22 protein-coding genes are annotated in these 21,448 nt (G+C 59.6%); 9 read left to right on the top strand and 13 right to left on the bottom strand.

Annotated features, from left to right (window positions below):
* The first annotated feature begins 98 nt into the window (after nt 1-98).
* The gene (locus V3W27_RS00585; protein WP_010951457.1) at nt 99-422 is read left to right on the top strand and encodes a hypothetical protein; all 324 of its coding nucleotides are present in this window, start codon (nt 99-101) and stop codon (nt 420-422) included.
* 101 nt (nt 423-523) lie between these two features.
* On the opposite strand, the gene V3W27_RS00580 is transcribed toward V3W27_RS00585, so the two are convergent.
* The 4 genes from V3W27_RS00580 to V3W27_RS00565 form a co-directional block, all read right to left on the bottom strand.
* Nucleotides 524-1,051 carry a hypothetical protein gene (locus tag V3W27_RS00580; RefSeq protein WP_012269855.1) on the bottom strand — a complete coding sequence of 176 codons (528 nt, stop codon included), beginning with the start codon at nt 1,049-1,051 and terminating at the stop codon, nt 524-526.
* 189 nt (nt 1,052-1,240) lie between these two features.
* A complete protein-coding gene (locus tag V3W27_RS00575) occupies nt 1,241-2,638 on the bottom strand; it encodes a hypothetical protein (RefSeq protein ID WP_223296393.1) in 1,398 nt (465 codons plus the stop codon).
* Between the two features lie 81 nt (nt 2,639-2,719).
* Nucleotides 2,720-3,121 carry a hypothetical protein gene (locus V3W27_RS00570; RefSeq protein ID WP_153428583.1) on the bottom strand — a complete coding sequence of 134 codons (402 nt, stop codon included), beginning with the start codon at nt 3,119-3,121 and terminating at the stop codon, nt 2,720-2,722.
* 806 nt (nt 3,122-3,927) lie between these two features.
* Nucleotides 3,928-4,647 carry a response regulator transcription factor gene (locus V3W27_RS00565; RefSeq protein WP_134785067.1) on the bottom strand — a complete coding sequence of 240 codons (720 nt, stop codon included), beginning with the start codon at nt 4,645-4,647 and terminating at the stop codon, nt 3,928-3,930.
* 168 nt (nt 4,648-4,815) lie between these two features.
* Here V3W27_RS00565 and V3W27_RS00560 point away from each other — a divergent pair, with 168 nt between their 5' ends.
* On the top strand, nt 4,816-6,348 hold the full coding sequence (locus V3W27_RS00560; RefSeq protein WP_096795467.1) for a sensor histidine kinase: 1,533 nt from the start codon (nt 4,816-4,818) through the stop codon (nt 6,346-6,348).
* Between the two features lie 168 nt (nt 6,349-6,516).
* On the opposite strand, the gene V3W27_RS00555 is transcribed toward V3W27_RS00560, so the two are convergent.
* The 4 genes from V3W27_RS00555 to glyQ all read right to left on the bottom strand — a co-directional run bounded on the left by V3W27_RS00555 (nt 6,517) and on the right by glyQ (nt 10,927).
* Nucleotides 6,517-7,296: a lysophospholipid acyltransferase family protein gene (locus tag V3W27_RS00555; RefSeq protein WP_027610279.1), complete on the bottom strand. Its 780-nt coding sequence runs from the start codon at nt 7,294-7,296 to the stop codon at nt 6,517-6,519.
* Between the two features lie 82 nt (nt 7,297-7,378).
* Entirely contained in the window at nt 7,379-7,918 is a 540-nt protein-coding gene (gene gmhB, locus V3W27_RS00550) for a D-glycero-beta-D-manno-heptose 1,7-bisphosphate 7-phosphatase (RefSeq protein ID WP_167797055.1), read from the bottom strand.
* Between the two features lie 4 nt (nt 7,919-7,922).
* A complete protein-coding gene (glyS, locus tag V3W27_RS00545; protein WP_330205728.1) occupies nt 7,923-9,977 on the bottom strand; it encodes a glycine--tRNA ligase subunit beta in 2,055 nt (684 codons plus the stop codon).
* On the bottom strand, nt 9,974-10,927 hold the full coding sequence (gene glyQ, locus V3W27_RS00540) for a glycine--tRNA ligase subunit alpha (RefSeq protein WP_003187265.1): 954 nt from the start codon (nt 10,925-10,927) through the stop codon (nt 9,974-9,976). The genes glyS and glyQ overlap by 4 nt, the downstream gene beginning before the upstream one ends.
* Nucleotides 10,928-11,008: 81 nt before the next feature.
* Here glyQ and V3W27_RS00535 point away from each other — a divergent pair, with 81 nt between their 5' ends.
* From V3W27_RS00535 to V3W27_RS00525, 3 genes are all read left to right on the top strand, one after another.
* The gene (locus V3W27_RS00535) at nt 11,009-11,566 is read left to right on the top strand and encodes a DNA-3-methyladenine glycosylase I (RefSeq protein WP_098966431.1); all 558 of its coding nucleotides are present in this window, start codon (nt 11,009-11,011) and stop codon (nt 11,564-11,566) included.
* Nucleotides 11,567-11,606: 40 nt separating this feature from the next.
* A complete protein-coding gene (locus tag V3W27_RS00530) occupies nt 11,607-12,494 on the top strand; it encodes a lysophospholipid acyltransferase (RefSeq protein ID WP_003220227.1) in 888 nt (295 codons plus the stop codon).
* 105 nt (nt 12,495-12,599) lie between these two features.
* Nucleotides 12,600-12,839, top strand: a complete 240-nt coding sequence (locus tag V3W27_RS00525) for a PilZ domain-containing protein (RefSeq protein ID WP_007960749.1) — start codon at nt 12,600-12,602, stop codon at nt 12,837-12,839.
* Between the two features lies 1 nt (nt 12,840).
* On the opposite strand, the gene V3W27_RS00520 is transcribed toward V3W27_RS00525, so the two are convergent.
* The 5 genes from V3W27_RS00520 to def all read right to left on the bottom strand — a co-directional run bounded on the left by V3W27_RS00520 (nt 12,841) and on the right by def (nt 17,537).
* Nucleotides 12,841-13,155 carry a tetratricopeptide repeat protein gene (locus V3W27_RS00520; RefSeq protein ID WP_027610275.1) on the bottom strand — a complete coding sequence of 105 codons (315 nt, stop codon included), beginning with the start codon at nt 13,153-13,155 and terminating at the stop codon, nt 12,841-12,843.
* Nucleotides 13,156-13,307: 152 nt separating this feature from the next.
* The gene (trkA, locus tag V3W27_RS00515; RefSeq protein WP_003220233.1) at nt 13,308-14,684 is read right to left on the bottom strand and encodes a Trk system potassium transporter TrkA; all 1,377 of its coding nucleotides are present in this window, start codon (nt 14,682-14,684) and stop codon (nt 13,308-13,310) included.
* 22 nt (nt 14,685-14,706) lie between these two features.
* Nucleotides 14,707-16,017 (bottom strand): 16S rRNA (cytosine(967)-C(5))-methyltransferase RsmB, encoded by a 1,311-nt coding sequence (gene rsmB, locus V3W27_RS00510; protein WP_330205727.1) that lies wholly within the window; start codon nt 16,015-16,017, stop codon nt 14,707-14,709.
* On the bottom strand, nt 16,014-16,973 hold the full coding sequence (gene fmt / locus V3W27_RS00505; protein ID WP_330205726.1) for a methionyl-tRNA formyltransferase: 960 nt from the start codon (nt 16,971-16,973) through the stop codon (nt 16,014-16,016). Before fmt ends, rsmB begins: the two co-directional genes overlap by 4 nt.
* A 57-nt stretch (nt 16,974-17,030) precedes the next feature.
* Nucleotides 17,031-17,537, bottom strand: a complete 507-nt coding sequence (def, locus tag V3W27_RS00500; RefSeq protein ID WP_027610272.1) for a peptide deformylase — start codon at nt 17,535-17,537, stop codon at nt 17,031-17,033.
* 159 nt (nt 17,538-17,696) lie between these two features.
* On the opposite strand from def, the gene V3W27_RS00495 reads away from it, so the two are divergent.
* The 4 genes from V3W27_RS00495 to V3W27_RS00480 all read left to right on the top strand — a co-directional run bounded on the left by V3W27_RS00495 (nt 17,697) and on the right by V3W27_RS00480 (nt 21,426).
* Entirely contained in the window at nt 17,697-18,722 is a 1,026-nt protein-coding gene (locus V3W27_RS00495; RefSeq protein ID WP_330205725.1) for a LysM peptidoglycan-binding domain-containing protein, read from the top strand.
* Between the two features lie 82 nt (nt 18,723-18,804).
* A complete protein-coding gene (gene dprA / locus V3W27_RS00490; RefSeq protein WP_330205724.1) occupies nt 18,805-19,902 on the top strand; it encodes a DNA-processing protein DprA in 1,098 nt (365 codons plus the stop codon).
* A gap of 55 nt (nt 19,903-19,957) precedes the next feature.
* Nucleotides 19,958-20,515 (top strand): L-threonylcarbamoyladenylate synthase, encoded by a 558-nt coding sequence (locus tag V3W27_RS00485; RefSeq protein WP_330205723.1) that lies wholly within the window; start codon nt 19,958-19,960, stop codon nt 20,513-20,515.
* A 239-nt stretch (nt 20,516-20,754) separates the two neighbouring features.
* Nucleotides 20,755-21,426, top strand: coding sequence for a hypothetical protein (locus V3W27_RS00480; protein ID WP_247269468.1), 672 nt, complete (start codon nt 20,755-20,757; stop codon nt 21,424-21,426).
* The last annotated feature ends 22 nt before the right edge of the window (nt 21,427-21,448 follow it).

Genomic DNA, 21,448 nt, shown 5'->3' with positions numbered 1-21,448 from the left:
CGAAAATCCGCTACATGCTCCCGTCGCTTGCGAACTTGAGGTTTCTGTTTACGATCCGCGGCGCTGATTCCTCACTCAACAAATGAGGTAGGCTGTACATGAGGTATAGCATTGATTATCAGCAGGTTTCGCAAGGACAATCCGATGCCAGCATTGATGCCTGTCCAGCTGACATTGTCTTCAACAGCGACCATGGCCTAGCTCTTATCCCGTGCGTTGGCGATGTTATCAACCTCCCCTCTACGGCGGTCAAAGAAGGGGTTTGCGGCATCGTTAGATCAAGGATTTTCAATTATCTCAGAGGTCCTGAAGAGCTGTACTGTCACGTCAATATTCTCGTTGAGGAGGCGGACATCAATTTCGAAAGTCTCATCTCGGAATACATGCGCAATCAGTCACGTGCTCGCTCGCCTTCTTCATAAAGTCGAAGGCGGGCCAGTCCATTAATGGTTGTGTATGGGTGAGGGTTCAGCAGAGCGAGCGCCTACTGAGCACCAGAGATGAATAGTCACAGCCTAGTGGTTTAACGCGGTACTGCTGGTGTACGCAGGGCCGGACTCATTGTTTTTTGAATGGCGCATTGCAGCACATAGAAATATAAAACCCCGGAAGCAAATACGATTGCGGACAGATAAGCAAACTCAGAGTCTAAAACCCCGGAAACCATATACAATTTAATCGTGATAGAACCCATAATAATTCCGGTACAGTACATGACGCCTGTGAACTGATTGCCCAAAAAACTCAGTATGCCGCTGAAGGCATTGTTCGCACTCAACAGCATTGCTTTCAGTATCGTCCAGCCGAGAACTGGCAGAAAAGCCTTGATCATGAAGGCGAATAACATCGACGATGCAAACAGTTTTATCGGGGTTTCTGCCCACGGCTTGATGGTGCCGTCTACTTCAACGCCGGTATACAAGATGATATTCAGAATAATCGCCATAAGGGTGCATATGCCGAGGCGTATCATTTCCCGCTTAAGCGGGGCCATCATTATCACTGCGTGAATCTTGTTTCCAAAGTATCGTTTTAGTCCTTGGATCGACATTTTTCTTCCTATGCTCTCGGGTATGACGCTGTTGTAGCGTTGTATGACGGTCATGCTTTTACCCGAAGAGAGGTGACGCTTCAACGGTCCTGAATTGCGCAGGGGATCTCATGTCCTTCCCCTGGCTGGGTAGCTTGCTGAGAAATTCTCATCTACCTGCGTGGCAACGATGCGGCCACCCCGCCGCCGTCAGAGCTCTGGAGGACTGGCTGCTGTCAGCAACTCATCGAGTGACGGAACCTTAGCGTTTGCACTGAGGACGAGTGTTCTGGATCGGAGTATGGATACATCAAAGAAAGATTCGCACTCGACTCTTCCGTTTACTTCTCTCCAGTGGGTGACTTCTGGTATCAACTCATTAGGCACCGGGTATAGTGCCATAGGGTTATGGAATACCTCCACTTCAGCAGACCACGGCTCGTAGCCATATTGCGGCCAGAGCTGACCGTAGTCGCTGGACGCTACATCCAACAGAAATGGGATACCTCGTGATGCTCCCGGAGAACGGTCGAAAAACTCACCAAACCGCAAGTATCGGTACCCGTCTAGATGAGCTCCACCTGAGATCGGCACTCGGCTGAGCTTTGGCACTGTGCAGGCATTGGTGAAAATGACCGCTGAAAGATGGGCATTTTCCATTAGCGTAAATAGGCCGTTGGGGCGCCCTGATAGCAGAGATGTCTCTTCCTCCACAGTTATCAGGTGCGTACCACGATGCGCAGATGAGTGAACTGCAAAGCCATAGAGATAGCTGATGAGCGACTCCCTGCTCCACAGCATTGAACTGGGCGCATGGAAATCGGCTAAGGCCAGAATGAGCGGCTTACCCTCCACGTGCGGTAGGGATTCGTAACGCTTGTCCAATTTGTTTTGGATGGTCCTCGCAAACCTTTCTGCAGCCGCTCCTAAGAAACGCTCATGTCGGTCAGCGGGTGGGGGGACCGGCGAGGCGCCAAAATGCTCATACCGCTCTTCCGGGTTGGCTGTCACTGCTTCAACCCAGGCCTCATCTCCCAGCCTATTCTCGATGTGAAAATCGGGTGATTCTTTAGGCTGGGTGACCAAGAGTCCCTGTTCACGAAAAATCGCTAATAGGTGGGCTTCCCAGAGGCGGGTGTGAAAATTCTCAGTCTGGCAATCGGGAACCCAATTTCTGTCTGGGGATGGCAGTGCGAGATACAGTTGATTCAGCGCCCACGCCCCAATACGGCGGCTTGGATCAAATAGTGATTTGAACACCACGCTTGGTGTGCGCTTACCCATTCTGCTTAGAGGAGCACGTCGTCGTTCACCTGAAGGGAGTGGAAGCGGATGGGCTTGGGTATAGAGAAAATGGCTGATTGAGGCGCGGGCTTCGGACTCGCCAGTGGTGCACTCACCATGGCTGAGGAGCACCCACACGCTATCGACACGACGCCGCAAGGTGACAATTCCGAAGCTGCCGGAATTGATATTTCGGGTTAGAGCGGCACAAGAAATTCCGTCCTCACTAAGCCATGCCCCTACTGGCGGGCTGTCCCCAAACCCCAACCCTCGTGGAAGCGACAAAGCGATTAGATCGAACATCGGCGCAGCAATTTCTTTCATTCGCTGATCTCGGCAGTCGTCAAAATGCATTCCATCAATGCCTCGGAGCGTGCCCGCCGGCGATGGCATCGGTGGAGGTACCTATTGAAGAAGGGGGCTTTGCTCCACCAGGACGTCTCGGTTGGTGAAGATGGTCTCAATGGTTGCAGCCTCGGCAGCCACATGAGTCTTTCGCGTGATCTCTTCAAGGGCCAGTTCGAGCCGGTAGTCTTGGAAATACTCGTACAGCTTTTCAGAGCTCTCGGATATCTCCTCCCCACCATTTTTTGCGAACAAGATGTGGATGATCGCTGCGAGTGGGAGGGAGATGTCGAGATCCTTCTCTTCTGCATCTGACTCCGAGTTCAAACCGTCGAAATACCTCTCCAGATGATTCTGGAGCTCCTCAAGCCAGAACTGAGATAGGTTGCTAGGTAGGGAGCTTTCAGGCCCGGTCAGAAGGACTTCATCTCTGAATAGAGCCAGCAGATTGGGGTTTGCCATGGAGGACCTCACGATTAGATTTGAGAGCAACTGGTCAGCATAGTCCACCTCAAGATGACCACCTCCTTGACGCCCATCCTGGTGCTCCTGAGCATCAGACGAGTGAATCGCCCCGAAACCTGTAGATACAAAATGACCGCTTCTCGCCGTTAGCTGCCTTTCTTGAAGGACAGCTTTGGGTCGATAGCGGCCTTCGTGGAGGTTGGTGTCTACGGGGTCGGTTTAGTCATTCTGAATCTCCGGTTTCACCTCCGTGAGGCCGGCCATCGTCATGCATCAGATCTTGATTGACACGCGTGCCGCTTTGGATAGCCTTGCAATTGAGGGCTGCAACTGCGCATTTGTCGGGCCTGGGTACCAGCATGAGCCCCCGCAATTTTGGCAGCAGAGGAAGCTGGTTCCTCTGAAGTAGTGACGGCGGGCATTGCCAGTCGGATTCTGAACCCAAGGTCGCCAGACTAGGAGCTAAAGGATCGCTGCGACTACTCCTCATCCCTTACCGAAAAGTCACGCGTCGGTCGTAAACGGCCCTTTCCAGGCCAATCAACTTTTGTGATTGGTGAGTAGGGATTTCTCGGCTTTTCTGTGAAAAGCACCCCTTCATTTCACAAAAAAAATGGCGAAGATTCCAATTTCACGGGGTCTGGCCTATCACCTATTTTGTGAACCTACACCCCGGCCGGCGGCAAACAAAAAGGCCAACGCTCATGCGTTGGCCTTTTTATTGACAGATCAAAAGATCGCAGCCTACGGCAGCTCCACATGGATTACCGGTAGGAGCTGCCGCAGGCTGCGATCTTTTGTTTTTACTCGGATGCAACCGTCACACTCTCCAACCGATACCCATACCCATAAATCGTCAGCAACTGCCAACCGCGATCCGCCGTCAGTCCCAGCTTGTTGCGCAGGCGATAAATGTGCGTATCCAGCGGCCGTGACGAAGCGACTTCTTCGTGGGGCCAGAAGCGTTCGTACAGGTACTCCCGCGACAATGGCCGACCCAGGTTACTGAACAGGCAGCGCGCCAGGCGGTATTCACGCTCCGTCATGACCACTGCCTTGCCCTCGCGGGTGACGCTCAGTTCGGCATCGTCGAAGGTCAGGTCATTGAAGCTCAGGACTTCGGCAGCGCTGCTACGTTGCTGGCTGTGCCGGCGCAGTACGGCGGCGACTCGGGCTTTCAGCTCGTTGGGGCGGAACGGTTTGCTGACGTAATCGTCGGCACCGGCGTTCAGCGCCTGGACGATATCGCTTTCGCCGTCGCGGCTGGTCAGCATGATCGCGGCGGGCGGCGCCTCCATGTGTTCGCGGGTCCAGCGCAGCAGCGCCAGGCCGGACAGGTCGGGCAGTTGCCAGTCGAGGATCAGCAGGTCGAAGGTGTCCCGCCGCAATTGGCGCAACAGGTCCTCGCCCCGTTCAAAGCTGTGCAACGACCAAGGCTGGTCTCCCTCCGCAGCCATCTGCTGCAGGGTTTGCTCGACCCGACGCAGTTCGGCGGGTTCATCGTCCAGTATCGCAACGCGCATACGCGTGGGTTCCTTGTTGCTTGAGCAGTGGCCGGCAACCCTGAAGGCTCGGCCTGTGCAGTAAAAGTAAGCAGTCCACCATCGGTCGACGTCCGCTATGATTCTTCGGATCTACATCCTGAGACCTGTGGCCCATGAAACCATTCACTGTCCCCTGCCCTGTTTGTCATGAATAGCCCGCGTCGGCGTGAAAGCCGCGAGCCAAGTCAGGTCCAGCGTCTGTTTCGACGGCTGGTGCGTGAGTGGTTGTGGATAAGTCTAGTGCTGTTGCCGCTGACTGCCTTGTTGTCGTATCGCGCGCAGATCAATCTGCACGACGTGGTACCGATGTGGAGCGCGTTGCTTTCGGTAGGGCTGGTAGCCTGCGTACTCGGATTGTTGCTGTGGCGCCCGCGCTGGGCGATCTGGGTGACATCGTGCGGTGTGGCTTGTGTGCTGCTGGCTAGCGCCGGGCTGGCGGAAGTTCGACACTGGTGGTCCCCGACTCCAGCGGCGCTGGGCATGTTGTTCGGCTACCTGATCTGGAACTGGCGGCGCCTGAGTGTGGTGCTGACGTATTTTGGCTGGGAGCTGGCCCGACTGGACCGCGAGCCGAAAGTATTTCCCGAGCGGCGCCGTGCGCAATTCACCAGCGCTGATCAGCTGCAGGGCCAGATCATGGCACTGGAGCAAGCCATGAGCCGCACCCGCGATACCCGGCGTTTCATTGCCGACGGTCTGGAATACCTGCCGGTGGCGACGCTGATCAGCGATCCCAAGGGGCAGATTCTGCTGGGAAACCGCAAGGCCCGGGTATTGTTCGATGACCCGCTGGTCGGTGACTATGTTCTCGAGCAACTGGCCCGCCTCGGTTATCCGGAATTGTCCACAGAACCACGCCCGGCGCTGTCGGACCTGACGCTGCTGGAGTTTCGCGATCACAAGGAACGCAGTTTGCGTCTGGAACGGGCGGCTTTGCTGCCGGTGGATGGCGATACTCCCATCGGCTGGCTGCTGAGCCTCACCGATCTGAGCGCCGAACGCGCCGCAGAAGAACAGCGTGGGGTCTTGCTGCGGTTCCTTTCCCACGATCTGCGCGCCCCGCATTCGGCGATTTTGGCCCTGCTCGATGTACATCGCCATCAAGCCGGCGCGGATTCACCGCTGTTCGAGCAGATCGAGCGCCAGGTACGCCGGGCGCTCGATCTGACTGACGGTTTCGTTCTGCTGGCGCGGGCCGAATCCGAGGCTTATCAGTTCCAGCCCAGTCTGTTCGCGATGCTGGTGCTGGACGTGCTGGATCAGGCGCTGCCCATTGCTCAGCAGAAAAGCATCAAACTGCTGCACACGATGGACGAACAATCCCAGGAGCGTCTGATCAACGCTGACCAGGGCCTGCTGACCCGCGCCTTGTTCAACCTGCTGGAGAACGCCATCAAGTACAGCCCGGTCGGTACCGCGATCAAGTTGAACGTCAGTTGCCAAGGTGAGTGGCTATGCTGTGAATTGACCGATCAGGGCAAAGGTATTGCCGCCGAGGAGCTGCCGGATCTGTTCACCCAGTACCGGCGCTTTTCGTCGGCGCAGGGGATTGATGGCGTTGGGTTGGGGCTGTCGATGGTCAAGGCAGTAGTCGACCATCATGGCGGTAACATCGAGTGCCACAGTATCGTCGATCAAGGCACCACGTTCCGGCTGCAGTTACCGCTGATCTGCGAGTGAACAGGCTCAAAAAAACCGGCTATATCAGCCGGTTTTTTTACTTCCGAAAAAAACTTATGCACCTTTTACGGTGTTTTATGAGCTTGAGAAATATATAAGTAAATCAATCGGTTACTTTCAATATTCAGGCTTTTTCAACAAAACCGTACACAGGTTATCCACAAAATCTCAGACAGCCACCTGATCATTCGCGGCAGGCGCCTGCGGTGCTGGTGGCAGCGAACCCATTTCGCGCTGGGTCTGTTCATTCCAGGCCTGTACCCGGTCGTTCAGCTCGGCGATGGCGCGCGGACCAGTGCCTTCGGCATACATCGGCTCACCGATGACCACGGTGATCACGCCCGGCGTCTTGCCCCAGCCGATTTTCGGCCAGAATTTGCCGGCATTGTGTGCAATCGGCAGCACCGGAAGCGCCGCATTTACCGCTAACGCGCTGCCACTGCGCGAGAACTTGCCGACGGTGCCGTAAGGAACGCGGGTGCCCTCAGGGAAGATCAAGACCCAGACGTTGTCCTTGAGCAGTTCATCGCCCTTGGCCGCGACTTGTTTGAGCGCCGCTTTCGGGTTGTCGCGGTCAATCGCGATCGGCCGCAGCATGGCCATGGCCCAGCCGAAGAACGGCACGTAGAGCAATTCGCGCTTGAGCACCTGGCTCAAGGGCGAGAAATAAGCAGAGAGAAAGAACGTCTCCCAGGTGCTCTGGTGGTTCGACTGAATCACGCAGGGCCGATCCGGCACATTTTCCGCGCCTTTGATCTCGTAACGAATGCCGAGAAACACCTTGGTCAACCACAAGGCGCAACGGCACCAGTACACGTTGATGAAACGATAACGCGCCTTGAACGGCAGAAAGGGCGCGATAAAAAAGCTCAGGCTGCACCACAGCAAGGCAGTAGTGCCCAGCAGCAGGTAAAAGAGAAAAATTCTGATGGCCTGCAGTATCGACATGGCGACGTTTACCGTTACGGGCGATGCCCGACTGTTCAAGCGCACTCCCGATCAATCCCTGGTCAGGAACTTCAGAAGCACTCTAGTTGTGGATAAGTTCTGCGGCAATCGCCGCCAGATCGTCAAAAATCAGGGTGCCGACCGGAAGGGTCTTGCCCAGAGTTTTTTCGCCTTTCCCGGTCTTTACCAAAACGGGCTGTGAATCGACGGCTTTGGCGGCCTCCAGGTCACCAAGGCTGTCGCCGACGAACCAGACATTCGTCAGCGTCACGTTGTAATGCGCCGCGATGGTTTGCAACATCCCCGGCTTCGGCTTGCGGCAATCGCAACCCTCGTCCGGACCATGCGGGCAGTACACGATCAGCCCGACTTCACCGCCCTGCTCTGCCACGAGCGTGCGCAGGCGCGCGTGCATGGCGTCGAGGGTGGCAAGGTCGTAATAGCCGCGAGCAATGCCCGACTGGTTGGTGGCGACCGCCACCGTCCAGCCGGCCTTGCTCAACTGCGCAATCGCCTCGATCGAGCCGGGCAGTGGAATCCACTCCTCCACCGACTTGATGTAAGCGTCGGAGTCGTAATTGATCACTCCATCCCGATCGAGAATCAGCAGTTTCAACAGCAATCCCTCAACCCAGCAGCGAAATGTCGGCAACCCCGAGGAACAGACCACGCAGACGCGCGAGCAGCGCGTAGCGGTTGGCCCGGACCTTGGCGTCTTCGGCATTGACCATCACCGCGTCGAAGAACGCATCCACCGGCTCACGCAATGCCGCCAGACGCGCCAGCGATTCGTTGTACTGACGCGCTGCGGCCATGGGCTGCACCGCCTGATCCGCTTGCTGGATCGCCGAGTACAGCGAGAACTCGTTGGCGTTGTCGAAGTACTTGGCCTCGACCACGGTCGGCACCGAGCCTTCAACCTTGCTCAACAGGTTCGATACACGCTTGTTGACCGCCGCCAGCGCTGCCGCTTCCGGCAGTTTGCGGAAGGCCTGAACCGCTTGCACACGCTGGTCGAAGTCCAGCGCTGAACCCGGCTTCAGGGCACGTACCGACAGGTAAGTGGCGACATCGACGCCCTCGTCTTCGTAACGCGCACGCAGACGGTCGAAGATGAATTCCAGCACCGCGTCGTTCAGACCGGCAGCCTTGACCTTGGTACCGAACGCAGCCACGGCGAAAGCCACGGCGTCGTTCAGGTCCAGATCCAGTTGTTTCTCGATCAGGATGCGCAGCACGCCGAGGGCCGCACGGCGCAGGGCATACGGGTCTTTGCTGCCGGTCGGCAGCATGCCGATACCGAAGATGCCGACCAGGGTGTCGAGCTTGTCGGCGATCGCTACAGCGGCACCGGTCAGGGTCGCCGGCAGTTCAGCACCGGCACCGCGTGGCATGTACTGCTCGTTCAGCGCCAGCGCGACATCTTCCGGCTCGCCGTCATTGAGCGCGTAGTAGTAACCGGCGACACCTTGCATCTCCGGGAACTCGCCGACCATTTCGGTGGCCAGGTCGCACTTCGACAGCAGGCCGGCACGGGCCGCCCAGGAAGCGTTGCCGCCGATTCGCGCGGCAATGTAGGCCGCCAGTTTCGAAACGCGCTCGGCCTTGTCGTAGACGCTGCCGAGTTTTTCCTGGAACACCACGTTCTTCAGGCGATCATTGAAGGCTTCGAGTTTCTGCTTCTTGTCTTGCTTGAAGAAGAACTCGGCGTCGGTCAGGCGTGGGCGAACCACTTTCTCGTTACCGGCGATGATCTGCTGTGGATCTTTGCTTTCGATGTTGGCGACGGTGATGAACCGTGGCAGCAACTTGCCGTCGGCATCCAGCAGGCAGAAGTACTTCTGGTTGTCCTGCATGGTGGTGATCAGTGCTTCCTGCGGCACGTCGAGGAAGCGCTCCTCGAACGAGCACACCAGCGGCACCGGCCATTCGACCAGCGCGGTCACTTCATCGAGCAGCGCCGGCGGCACGATCGCGGTGCCTTCCTGACGGGTCGCCAGTTCTTCGGTGCGCTTGCTGATGATCTCGCGACGCTCGTTGGCATCGGCCAGCACGTAGGCGGCACGCAGGTCGGCCAGGTAGCTCGACGGCGAACCGATGCGCACGCTTTCCGGGTGATGGAAACGGTGACCACGGGAGTCGCGGCCAGCCTTCTGCGCGAGGATGGTGCAGTCGATGACCTGGTCACCGAGCAGCATCACCAGCCACTGGGTCGGACGCACGAACTCTTCCTTGCGCGCACCCCAACGCATGCGTTTCGGGATCGGCAGGTCGTTCAGCGAATCTTCGACGATGGTCGGCAGCAGGCTTGCGGTTGGCTTGCCGGCGATGTTCTGGCTGTAACGCAGTTTCGGGCCGCTCTGGTCGATTTCGCTCAGCTCGACGCCGCACTTCTTGGCGAAGCCCAGGGCTGCCTGAGTCGGGTTGCCTTCAGCGTCGAAGGCGGCCTGACGTGGCGGGCCATCCAGGTTGATGCTGCGATCCGGTTGCTGGGTGGCCAGCGCGGTGATCAGCACGGCCAGACGCCGCGGTGCGGCGTAGACGGTTTTTCTTTCGTAGCTCAGGCCGGCAGCTTGCAGGCCCTTGTCGATACCGGCGAGGAACGCTTCAGCCAGGGTGTTCAGGGCTTTTGGCGGCAGTTCTTCGGTGCCCAGTTCAACCAGAAAATCTTGAGCACTCATTGTGCAGCCTCCAGCTTGGCCAGTACTTCGTCACGCAGGTCCGGGGTCGCCATCGGGAAGCCCAGCTTGGCGCGAGCCAGCAGGTAGGCTTGCGCAACGGAACGCGCCAGGGTGCGTACGCGCAGGATGTATTGCTGACGCGCGGTCACCGAGATCGCCCGGCGCGCGTCCAGCAGGTTGAAGGTGTGCGAGGCCTTCAGGACCATTTCGTAGCTTGGCAACGGCAGCGGCTGGTCGAGCTCGATCAGGCGCTTGGCTTCGCTTTCATAGAAGTCGAACAGTTCGAACAGTTTGTCGACGTTGGCGTGTTCGAAGTTGTAGGTGGACTGCTCCACTTCGTTCTGGTGGAACACGTCGCCGTAGGTCACCTTGCCGAACGGACCGTCAGCCCAGACCAGGTCGTAGACCGAATCCACGCCTTGCAGGTACATGGCCAGACGCTCGAGACCGTAGGTGATTTCACCGGTGACCGGGTAGCACTCGATGCCGCCGGCCTGCTGGAAATAAGTGAACTGGGTCACTTCCATGCCGTTGAGCCAGACTTCCCAGCCCAGACCCCAGGCGCCGAGGGTTGGCGATTCCCAGTTGTCTTCGACGAAGCGGATGTCGTGGACCAGCGGGTCCAGGCCGACATGCTTGAGCGAGCCTAGGTACAGTTCCTGGAAGTTGTCCGGGTTCGGTTTCAGCACGACCTGGAACTGATAGTAGTGCTGCAGACGGTTCGGGTTTTCCCCGTAGCGGCCGTCAGTCGGACGGCGGCTTGGCTGCACGTACGCGGCGTTCCAGGTTTCCGGGCCGATGGCGCGCAGGAAGGTCGCGGTGTGGAAAGTGCCGGCGCCTACTTCCATATCGTAGGGCTGAAGTACCACACAACCTTGCTCGGCCCAGTATTGCTGGAGCGCGAGGATCAAGTCTTGGAAGGTACGCACGGCTGGCGTAGGCTGGCTCACGAAATTCACCTGTTTCTTGGGCTGCGATTTAAAGAGCGGGAGTATACCCGATTCAGTCGCACCTCCACCCCCTGGAGCCTTATGCCACGCTGCTTTTGGTGTACCGAAGATCCGCTGTACATGGCTTATCACGATCAGGAGTGGGGCACGCCGCTACGCGATGCGCAGGGTTTGTTCGAGTTGCTTTTGCTCGAAGGGTTCCAGGCCGGGCTGTCGTGGATCACCGTGCTGCGTAAACGCGAGCGCTACCGCGAGGTGTTGTACGGCTTCGACGTGCAGCGCGTGGCGCAGATGAGCGACGCCGAGATCGATGAACTGATGCTCGATCCGGGGATCATCCGCAACCGCCTCAAACTCAATGCCGCCCGACGCAATGCCCAGGCCTGGCTGGCGCTGGAGGACCCGGTGGCCTTCCTCTGGTCGTTCGTCGGCGGCCGACCAATCATCAATCATTTCAAGGATCGCAGCGAAGTCCCGGCGATCACCCCCGAAGCGCTGGCGATGAGCAAAGCCCTGAAAAAGGCCGGCTTCACCTTCGTTGGCCCAACCATTTGCTACGCACTGATGCAGGCTTCGGGCATGGTCATGGATCACACTCAGGACTGCGACCGCTACGCGCAGCTGGTCAACGGCGGTTAGAATGGCCGCCTCGCGCACAGCACAAAATCAGGAGTGACCTGTGGAAAAGTTTAAAGGCGCCTTGCTGGTAGGCGCTCTGCGGCTGTTTGCCCTGCTGCCATGGCGGGCCGTGCAGGCCGTGGGTTCGGCGATCGGCTGGATCATGTGGAAAACCCCCAACCGCTCCCGCGACGTGGTGCGGATCAACCTCGCCAAATGTTTTCCACAGATGGACCCGGCCGAACGTGAGCGCCTGGTCGGCCAGAGCCTCAAAGACATCGGTAAATCCCTGACCGAAAGTGCCTGCGCCTGGATCTGGCCGGCCCAGCGTTCGATCGATCTGGTGCGCGAAGTCGAAGGCCTCGACATCCTCAAGGAGGCGCTGGCCTCGGGCAAAGGCGTGGTCGGCATCACCAGCCACCTGGGCAACTGGGAAGTGCTCAACCACTTCTATTGCAGCCAGTGCAAACCGATCATTTTCTACCGCCCGCCAAAGCTCAAGGCTGTGGATGAATTACTGCGCAAGCAACGCGTGCAGCTGGGCAACAAGGTCGCTGCCTCCACCAAGGAAGGTATCCTCAGCGTCATCAAGGAAGTGCGCAAAGGTGGTGCAGTGGGCATTCCCGCTGACCCGGAACCGGCCGAATCCGCCGGGATCTTCGTGCCGTTCTTCGCCACCCAGGCGCTGACCAGTAAATTCGTGCCGAACATGCTCGCCGGCGGCAAAGCGGTCGGCGTGTTCCTGCACGCCCTGCGCCTGCCGGACGGCTCTGGCTACAAAGTGATCCTCGAAGCGGCGCCCGAGGCCATGTACAGCACCGATACCGAGGAATCCTGCGCGGCGATGAGCAAGGTGGTCGAGCGTTACGTTGCGGCGTATCCGAGTCAGTACATGTGGAGCATGAAGCGTTTCAAGAAACGTCCGCCGGGCGAAGCGCGCTGGTACTGAGCAAGTTGGCACACTCTGTGGATAACCTGTAGGAACGCCGAAGGCTGTGATCTTTTGATCTTGCTTGAGGTTATCCACAACCCGTTCATTCAAGGGCGCATAAAGATGTCCGAACAACGCAAATCCTTCCGCATCAAGATCACCCACGACAGCTTCGGCGAGTGCCTGGGGCAGACGCGCAATCTGTCGGCCACCGGCGTGTATGTGCAGCATCCGCGTCTGGCGTCATTGCCCAAGGGTGCGGTGGTTTATGGCCAGGTGCAGGATTTACCCACAGGCGCGCCGCGGGTGCGAATGGAAGTGGTGACGGTGGATGCCGAGGGCATCGGCCTGCGTTATCTCTAACTTATTGCGCCTGGCGGTCGAGCTTCTTCAGAAACACCGTCATTTCCTTCTCGGCCTGCTTGTCGCCATGGGCGCGGGCGGCTTCCAGACCTTGTTCCCACGCCTGCCGCGCGGCCGCGTGATCGCCCAGTGCGAGTTGCGCTTTGCCCAATAGCTTCCACGCCGCCGAGTACTTCGGGTCGAAACCGACACAGCGCTGGAAATGCTCGGCTGCCTTGGCGTTCTCTCCCAAATCCAGATAACCCTTGCCCAGGCCAAAGCGCAGCAATGAGTTATCCACACCCTTGGCGAGCATTTTTTCCAGGGATTCGAGCATTGATGCAGTCCTTTTCTGTGGAGTGTCAGGCGTAGATCGGTGTCAGTTACACCGCTTTCGCGAGCAAGCCCGCTCCCACATTTGGAATGCATTCCCCCTGTGGGAGCGGGCTTGCTCGCGAAGAGGCCATTACAACCGACGATATTTCTGGATCAGAAGAAGCTCAAACCCACATGAAACAGCTTCTCCACATCGCGAATATGCTTTTTATCCACAAGGAACAGAATCACATGGTCGCCCGTTTCGATCACCGTATCGTCGTGGGCGATGATCACTTCTTCGTTACGGATGATCGCGCCAATCGTGCTGCCCGGCGGCAGGCCGATTTTCTCGATCGGCCGGCCGATGACCTTGCTCGACTTCGCATCGCCGTGGGCAATCGCCTCGATGGCCTCGGCCGCGCCCCGGCGCAATGAGTGCACGCTGACGATATCGCCACGGCGTACGTGGGCCAGCAAGGTGCCGATGGTCGCCAGTTGCGGGCTGATGGCGATGTCGATGTCGCCGCCCTGGATCAGATCGACGTAAGCCGGGTTGTTGATGATCGTCATCACCTTCTTCGCGCCCAGGCGCTTGGCCAGCAGCGACGACATGATGTTGGCTTCGTCATCGTTGGTCAGCGCAAGGAAGATGTCGGCGTCGGCAATGTTCTCTTCCAGCAGCAGATCACGGTCCGACGCACTGCCCTGCAGCACCACGGTGCTGTCGAGGGTGTCGGAGAGATAGCGGCAGCGGGCCGGGTTCATCTCGATGATCTTCACCTGGTAGCGGCTTTCGATGGCCTCGGCCAGACGCTCGCCGATCTGCCCGCCACCGGCAATCACGATGCGCTTGTAGGTTTCGTCGAGACGGCGCATTTCGCTCATCACCGCGCGAATATTCTCACGGGCGGCGATGAAGAAGACTTCGTCATCGGCCTCGATCACCGTATCGCCTTGCGGCAGGATCGGCCGGTCGCGGCGGAAAATCGCCGCGACACGCGTCTCGACATTCGGCATGTGCTCGCGCAACTGGCGCAGTTGTTGGCCCACCAGCGGCCCGCCGTAATAGGCGCGCACCGCCACAAGTTGCGCCTGGCCTTCGGCGAAGTCGATCACTTGCAGCGCGCCCGGATGCTGGATCAGGCGCTTGATGTAGTTGGTCACCACCTGCTCGGGGCTGATCAGCACGTCGACCGGAATCGCTTCGTTCTGGAACAGCTGTTCTTCGCGATTGAGGTAGGACGCTTCGCGCACCCGGGCGATCTTGGTCGGGGTGTGGAACAGGGTGTGCGCGACCTGGCAGGCGACCATGTTGGTCTCGTCGCTGTTGGTCACCGCCACCAGCATGTCGGCGTCGTCGGCGCCGGCCTGACGCAGCACCGACGGCAGCGAGCCGCGGCCCTGAATGGTGCGGATGTCGAGACGGTCGCCGAGGTCGCGCAGGCGTTCGCCGTCGGTGTCGACCACGGTGATGTCGTTGGCTTCGCTCGCCAGGTGTTCAGCCAGCGAACCGCCGACCTGCCCCGCACCGAGGATGATGATTTTCATCCAGTCACTCCGTTGAATCCGTTTAGCCGCGCGCGGCAGCGATCTTGATCAGCTTGGCGTAGTAGAACCCGTCATGCCCGCCCTGCTGGGCCAGCAATTGGCGACCATGGGGCTGTTTGATCCCGGCCGTAGTTGCCAGATCCAGTTCGCGGGCACCGGGCGTGCGTTCAAGGAACGCGGCGATAACTTCGGTGTTCTCGGTGGGCAAGGTCGAGCAAGTGGCGTAGAGCAGGATGCCGCCAACTTCGAGGGTCTTCCACATGGCGTCGAGCAGCTCGCCTTGAAGTTGCGCGAGGGCGGCGATGTCGTCGGCCTGACGGGTCAGCTTGATGTCCGGGTGACGGCGGATCACGCCGGTTGCCGAACATGGCGCGTCGAGCAGGATGCGCTGGAACGGCTTGCCGTCCCACCACGCGGCGGTATCGCGGCCGTCCGCAGCGATCAGTTCGGCGCTCAGCCCCAGCCGTTCAAGGTTTTCCTTCACCCGCACCAGCCGCTTGGCTTCCAGATCCACCGCCACCACGCCGGCCAGCGCCGGTTCGGCTTCGAGGATGTGGCAGGTCTTGCCGCCCGGCGCGCAACACGCATCGAGCACGCGCTGACCCGGCGCCAGATCGAGCAGATCGGCGGCCAGTTGCGCGGCTTCGTCCTGCACGCTGATCCAGCCTTCGGCAAAACCCGGCAGGCTGCGCACGTCGGTGGCGGCTTCAAGGACGATGCCGTCGCGGCTGTAAACACAAGGCGTGGCAGCGATGCCGGCGTCGCTGAGCAAGCCGAGGTAGGCGTCGCGGCTGTGATGGCGGCGGTTGACCCGCAGGATCATCGGCGGGTGCGCGTTATTCGCCGCGCAGATCGCTTCCCATTGCTCCGGCCAGAAGGCTTTCAGGGATTTTTGCAGCCAGCGCGGGTGGGCAGTGCGCACCACCGGATCGCGCTCAAGCTCCGCGAAAATCGTCTCGCTTTCGCGCTGGGCATTGCGCAGCACGGCGTTGAGCAAACCCTTGGCCCACGGCTTTTTCAGTTTGTCCGCGCAACCGACGGTTTCGCCGATGGCCGCGTGCGGCGGCACGCGGGTGTAGAGCAGTTGATAGAGACCGACCAGCAGCAACGCCTCGACATCGGCGTCGGCAGCCTTGAACGGTTTCTGTAAAAGTTTTTCCGCCAGCGCCGACAGCCGTGGCTGCCAGCGCGCGGTGCCGAACGCCAGATCCTGGGTGAAACCGCGATCACGGTCCTCGACCTTGTCCAGTTGCGCCGGCAGGGAGCTGTTCAGCGAAGCCTTGCCGCTGAGCACGGCTGCGAGTGCCTTGGCGGCGGCCAGACGCGGGTTCATTGCGCGTCCACCACGGCGCCGAGCACGGTGCCGACGGCGAATTTCTCGCGGCGGCTGTTGAACAGGTCGCTGAAGTTCAGCGCCTTGCCGCCCGGCAGTTGCAGGCGGGTCAGGCACAGTGCCTGCTCACCGCAGGCCACGATCAGGCCGTCCTTGCTGGCGCTGAGGATTTCACCCGGTGCGCCTTTGCCGTCAACCAGCGTCGCGGCCAATACCTTCAGCGCTTCACCGTTGAGGGTGCTGTGGGTAATCGGCCAGGGATTGAAGGCGCGTACCAGACGCTCAAGTTCAACCGCCGGACGGCGCCAGTCGAGGCGCGCTTCATCCTTGTTCAGTTTGTGGGCGTAGGTGGCGAGCTCATCGTTCTGCACTTCGCCTTCGAGGGTTCCGGCGGCCAAGCCGGCAATCGCCTGGACCACGGCGGGCGGACCCATTTCGGCGAGGCGGTCGTGCAGCGTGCCGCCGGTGTCGTTGGCGCAGATCGGGGTCACGACCTTGAGCAGCATCGGCCCGGTGTCGAGGCCGGCTTCCATGCGCATCACAGTCACGCCGCTTTCGGCATCACCGTGTTCCACGGCGCGCTGGATCGGCGCCGCACCGCGCCAGCGCGGCAGCAGCGAGGCGTGGCTGTTGATGCAGCCCAGACGCGGAATATCCAGCACCGCTTGCGGCAGGATCAGGCCGTAGGCGACCACCACTAGCAAGTCCGGTTTCAGCGCGGCGAGTTCAGCCTGAGCCTCAGCGTTGCGCAGGGTCGGCGGCTGCAACACCTGGATATTATTTTCCAGAGCCAACTGTTTGACCGGGCTCGGCATCAGTTTTTGCCCGCGACCGGCCGGACGATCCGGTTGGGTGTAGACCGCAACGATCTCGTAAGGGCTGTTCAGCAGGGCCTTGAGGTGTTCGGCGGCAAATTCCGGGGTACCGGCAAAAACGATGCGCAGTGGCTCAGTCATGAAGGGAGTCTCATAAAAAGAAAAAGGCTTGCCGCAGCAAGCCTTTGAAGGAGGGCATCAAGCGTTCTGGCGATGCAGCTTTTCCAGTTTCTTCTTGATCCGGTCGCGTTTGAGCGTGGACAGGTAATCGACGAACAACTTGCCGTTGAGATGGTCGCATTCGTGCTGGATGCACACCGCGAGCAGGCCTTCGGCGATCAGTTCGTAAGGCTGGCCGTCGCGGTCCAGCGCCTTGATTTTGACCTTCTGCGGGCGGTCGACGTTTTCGTAGAAGCCCGGCACCGAGAGGCAGCCTTCCTGATACTGATCCATCTCGTCGGTCAGCGATTCGAACTCGGGGTTGATGAACACCCGGGGTTCGGTGCGGTCTTCGGAAAGGTCCATCACGACGATACGTTTGTGCACGTTGACCTGGGTCGCGGCGAGGCCGATGCCCGGCGCTTCATACATTGTTTCAAACATGTCATCGACCAACTGACGCACTTCGTCGTCCACTACTGCCACAGGCTTGGCGATAGTACGCAGACGCGGGTCCGGAAATTCGAGGATGTTTAAAATGGCCATAGGCTGATTGCTGCACGTATTGAGTAAAGTCGGGTCGATGGCCTGGCAGGTCCGAAGATGCAGGCTACCGTTGTGAAGCGTAGCTAATGCAATTTGCAGTAGCGAGCCACGGGGGCTCTGACGGTTCACGCGAACGCACATGATAAAGGGATTCGCTGCATGAGGAAAACACTACTCGCCCTGCTGCTTCTGGCTTCGGCCGCGGCTGCGCAAGGGCAAGTGCAACTCAGGGATGGTTTTCCACAGCAATACACGGTGGTTTCGGGAGACACCCTCTGGGACATTTCCGGCAAATACCTGCGCGAGCCCTGGCAATGGCCACAGCTGTGGCGGGCCAATCCGCAAATCGAAAACCCCAACCTGATCTACCCCGGCGACACGCTGACGCTCAGTTTCGTCAACGGCCAGCCGCAGCTGACCCTCAATCGCGGCGAGTCACGGGGCACCATCAAGCTGTCGCCGCGCATTCGCACCAGCCCGGTGGCCGAGGCGATTCCGAGCATTCCGCTGAAATCGATCAACAGTTTCCTGCTGAGCAACCGCATCGTCGACAAGGTCGAGGACTTCGACAAGGCGCCGTATATCGTCGCCGGCGATGCCGAGCGCGTGTTGAGTGGCACTGGCGACCGGATCTTCGCCCGGGGTCACTTCGATCCGAATCAACCGGTATACGGCATCTTCCGCCAGGGCAAGGTCTACACCGACCCGCAGACCAAGGAGTTTCTCGGGATCAATGCCGACGACATCGGTGGCGGTGAAATCGTCGCCACCGAAGGCGACGTCGCCACCCTCGCCCTGCAACGCACCACCCAGGAAGTACGTCTGGGCGATCGTCTGTTCAGCGGCGAAGAGCGCTCGATCAATTCGACTTTCATGCCCAGCGCCCCGAGCACCAACATCAACGGCCTGATCATCGACGTGCCGCGCGGCGTCACGCAGATCGGCGTGATGGACGTGGTCACCCTGAACAAAGGCAAGCGCGACGGTCTGGCCGAAGGCAATGTGCTGGTGGTGATGAAAACCGGGGAAACCGTGCGCGACCGGGTCACCGGCCAGCCGCTGAAAATTCCCGATGAACGGGCCGGTCTGCTGATGGTGTTCCGCACCTACGACAAGCTCAGTTACGGCCTCGTACTCAACGCATCGCGCTCGCTGGCGGTGCTCGACAAGGTGCGAAATCCTTAGCAGGCTTAACAAGTTACCAACAGAGTTATCCACAGCTTGTTCCGAATGGTTCGGGACTTATAACGATCAAGGATGATCCACGATGCTGTCTGCCTGTACGCCGGTTTCCCCTGCGGAACTGGAAGCGCGTTTGCGCCTGCACCGCTTGCCGGAAATCGGCCCGAAACGTTTTGCCAAACTGCTTGAAGCCTTCGGCTCGGCGTCAAAAGCCCTGAGCGCGCCGGCCAGTGCCTGGCGTGCGCTGGGGTTGCCGGCGGCGTCGGCCGAGGCCCGGCGCAACCCTGAAGTGCGCGACGGCGCCAGCCATGCATTGCGCTGGCTGGAGCGGCCCGGCCAGCATCTATTGATGTTGGACCAGGCGGATTATCCGGCGCTGCTGGCGCAGATCCCTGACCCGCCACCGCTGTTGTTCGTCGCCGGTGATCCGCTGATTCTGGAAAAACCGCAACTGGCGATGGTCGGCAGTCGCAGTGCTTCACGTCCGGGAATGGACACCGCCGCAGCGTTCTCCCGCAGCCTCGCCGGGGCCGGTTTCGTCATCACCAGTGGGCTGGCGCTGGGTATCGATGCGGCTGCCCATCAAGCGGCGCTGGACGTTGGCGGGCAAACCGTCGGTGTACTCGGCACCGGCCTGGAAAAGTTTTATCCACAGCGCAATCGTCGACTGGCCGACGCGATGATTGCCTCGGGCAGCGCAGTGGTTTCTGAGTTTCCACTGGACGCCGGGCCAACGGCGAGCAACTTCCCCAGGCGCAACCGGATCATCAGCGGTTTGTCCCTCGGTGTGCTGGTGGTCGAGGCGAGTGTCGCCAGCGGTTCACTGATCACCGCTCGGCTGGCGGCGGAACAGGGCCGCGAGGTGTATGCGATTCCCGGTTCGATCCATCACCCCGGTGCGCGCGGCTGCCATCAGTTGATCCGCGACGGCGCGGTGCTGGTGGAAACCATCGAACACATTCTCGAAGCCCTGCGCGGCTGGCAGCATTTGCCGTTATCCACAGACCCGCCGGATTCCGTGCATCCCTTGCTTGATCTGCTGCACGCCGCGCCGCACACCAGCGAAGCCTTGGTCGAGAGCAGCGGCTGGGCGTTGCCCAAAGTCCTCGCGGCGCTCACCGAGCTGGAAATGGACGGCCGCGCAGTGTGTGAAAACGGTCGCTGGCTGGCGAGGACACGCTAGGTTTTACAGGGAAGATCGGTAAACTGCGCAAAACCTGTTTTCGGAGAGTTTTTTCATGGTCAACAGTTGGCGTGTGCAACAAGCCGCACGAGAGATTCGCGCCGGGGCGGTGATTGCCTATCCAACCGAAGCCGTCTGGGGGCTGGGTTGCGACCCGTGGAACGAAGAGGCAGTGGATCGGCTGCTGGCGATCAAGAACCGTTCGGTGGACAAGGGCCTGATCCTGGTCGCCGACAACATCCGCCAGTTCGACTTCCTGTTCGAAGACTTCCCGCAAGAGTGGATCGACCGCATGGCCAGCACGTGGCCGGGGCCGAATACCTGGCTGGTGCCGCATCAGAACCTGTTGCCGGGATGGGTGACGGGCGTGCATGACACGGTGGCGCTGCGGGTCAGCGATCACCCGCAGGTGCGGGATCTGTGCTCGATGGTCGGGCCGCTGATTTCCACCTCGGCCAACCCGCAGGGTCGGCCGGCGGCGCGCACGCGGTTGCGCGTCGAGCAGTATTTCCGTGGGCAGATCGACCTGATCCTTGGCGGACAACTGGGCGGGCGCAAGAACCCCAGCGTGATCCGCGATCTGGCAACCGGCAAGGTCATTCGTCCCGACTGATCCTGCGCGAAAACCTTTACCGTGAGTCTTCCTCGCCTTGATGGTGAGGAGGACTACGCGCGCCTGCGATTTATCCTGCAATGACGCCGGTTTCCCTGTCGGAAAAGTCGCCAAGTCCCCGGATTCATTGGCTTTTCCCACTTGATTATCAGACTTTCTGGCGTGGCGGAATCGGCAAAAGCAACCATCCTTTCCCTGCACTCGAAACACTTCGATAAGTTAAGGTCTGCGGAGAAAGAATGGACACTACCAATTTGCAACTCACGGATTACCTGCAGGCGCTTCAGGTGACGTTGAAGAGTCACCATGAGGGTTGTCGCATCGTGATGCTTGAAGCGGGGGCGGATACTCAGGAGTTCGACCGGTTTGTCGATCGGCAATTTCGGCTTCGGTTGCAGCATTACATGCTGACTTCACGGGCGCGGATGCTCGAAACCAGACTGGCGATAAAGTCGCGCAGTACCCATTTCCTGCTGTATCGGCACGATCAACTGTTGGCGGTATTGAGAGCGACTCCGGCACCGTTCGAGTGGGTATCGCTGGCGCAGCAACACGTTTCTCCCACGGTGGCGCTGTCGCGCCATGTCGAATTCAGCCGATTGATGTCGTACACGCCCAATCAGTTGCCCATCGCGGTCAACGGTCTGCTGGCGGCCGCTACCGAGTGGGCCATTAAACGCGGTTATAACGGGGTAACCGCGTTGTGCAGATCGCAACAGTTGCGCTTCTACCAGCGTTTCGGCCTGATGCCGATCGCTTCCAATGCCCTGCATATCGACCAGCGCGCACGCGGCGATTACTGGGTGTTGTCAGCCGAGTGGCGGCAAATTCTCGCGGCGGTCCAACCGCCTGATCCGGCGGTTGGCCACGTGGTGCAGAAACCGTTGGAGTGTCATCTGCCGAGGTGTTGAACGCGTTCGAACTGACTTGCCA

It is taken from the genome of Pseudomonas sp. AM14(2022), assembly GCF_036346455.1.
Classification (GTDB): Bacteria; Pseudomonadota; Gammaproteobacteria; order Pseudomonadales; family Pseudomonadaceae; genus Aquipseudomonas; species Aquipseudomonas putida_A.
Note: the sequence above shows the minus strand (reverse complement) of the source record. Positions and strands in the feature narration are given on the sequence as shown.

Excerpts from the sequence above, each read along its gene's own strand:
- V3W27_RS00585 (WP_010951457.1), top strand. The coding sequence starts at position 99 with ATGAGGTATAGCATTGATTATCAGCAGGTTTCGCAAGGACAATCCGAT.
- V3W27_RS00580 (WP_012269855.1), bottom strand. The coding sequence starts at position 1,051 with ATGTCGATCCAAGGACTAAAACGATACTTTGGAAACAAGATTCACGCA.
- V3W27_RS00575 (WP_223296393.1), bottom strand. The coding sequence starts at position 2,638 with ATGAAAGAAATTGCTGCGCCGATGTTCGATCTAATCGCTTTGTCGCTT.
- V3W27_RS00570 (WP_153428583.1), bottom strand. The coding sequence starts at position 3,121 with ATGGCAAACCCCAATCTGCTGGCTCTATTCAGAGATGAAGTCCTTCTG.
- V3W27_RS00565 (WP_134785067.1), bottom strand. The coding sequence starts at position 4,647 with ATGCGCGTTGCGATACTGGACGATGAACCCGCCGAACTGCGTCGGGTC.
- V3W27_RS00560 (WP_096795467.1), top strand. The coding sequence starts at position 4,816 with ATGAATAGCCCGCGTCGGCGTGAAAGCCGCGAGCCAAGTCAGGTCCAG.
- V3W27_RS00555 (WP_027610279.1), bottom strand. The coding sequence starts at position 7,296 with ATGTCGATACTGCAGGCCATCAGAATTTTTCTCTTTTACCTGCTGCTG.
- glyS (WP_330205728.1), bottom strand. The coding sequence starts at position 9,977 with ATGAGTGCTCAAGATTTTCTGGTTGAACTGGGCACCGAAGAACTGCCG.
- V3W27_RS00535 (WP_098966431.1), top strand. The coding sequence starts at position 11,009 with ATGCCACGCTGCTTTTGGTGTACCGAAGATCCGCTGTACATGGCTTAT.
- V3W27_RS00525 (WP_007960749.1), top strand. The coding sequence starts at position 12,600 with ATGTCCGAACAACGCAAATCCTTCCGCATCAAGATCACCCACGACAGC.
- V3W27_RS00520 (WP_027610275.1), bottom strand. The coding sequence starts at position 13,155 with ATGCTCGAATCCCTGGAAAAAATGCTCGCCAAGGGTGTGGATAACTCA.
- trkA (WP_003220233.1), bottom strand. The coding sequence starts at position 14,684 with ATGAAAATCATCATCCTCGGTGCGGGGCAGGTCGGCGGTTCGCTGGCT.
- rsmB (WP_330205727.1), bottom strand. The coding sequence starts at position 16,017 with ATGAACCCGCGTCTGGCCGCCGCCAAGGCACTCGCAGCCGTGCTCAGC.
- fmt (WP_330205726.1), bottom strand. The coding sequence starts at position 16,973 with ATGACTGAGCCACTGCGCATCGTTTTTGCCGGTACCCCGGAATTTGCC.
- def (WP_027610272.1), bottom strand. The coding sequence starts at position 17,537 with ATGGCCATTTTAAACATCCTCGAATTTCCGGACCCGCGTCTGCGTACT.
- V3W27_RS00495 (WP_330205725.1), top strand. The coding sequence starts at position 17,697 with ATGAGGAAAACACTACTCGCCCTGCTGCTTCTGGCTTCGGCCGCGGCT.
- dprA (WP_330205724.1), top strand. The coding sequence starts at position 18,805 with ATGCTGTCTGCCTGTACGCCGGTTTCCCCTGCGGAACTGGAAGCGCGT.
- V3W27_RS00485 (WP_330205723.1), top strand. The coding sequence starts at position 19,958 with ATGGTCAACAGTTGGCGTGTGCAACAAGCCGCACGAGAGATTCGCGCC.
- V3W27_RS00480 (WP_247269468.1), top strand. The coding sequence starts at position 20,755 with ATGGACACTACCAATTTGCAACTCACGGATTACCTGCAGGCGCTTCAG.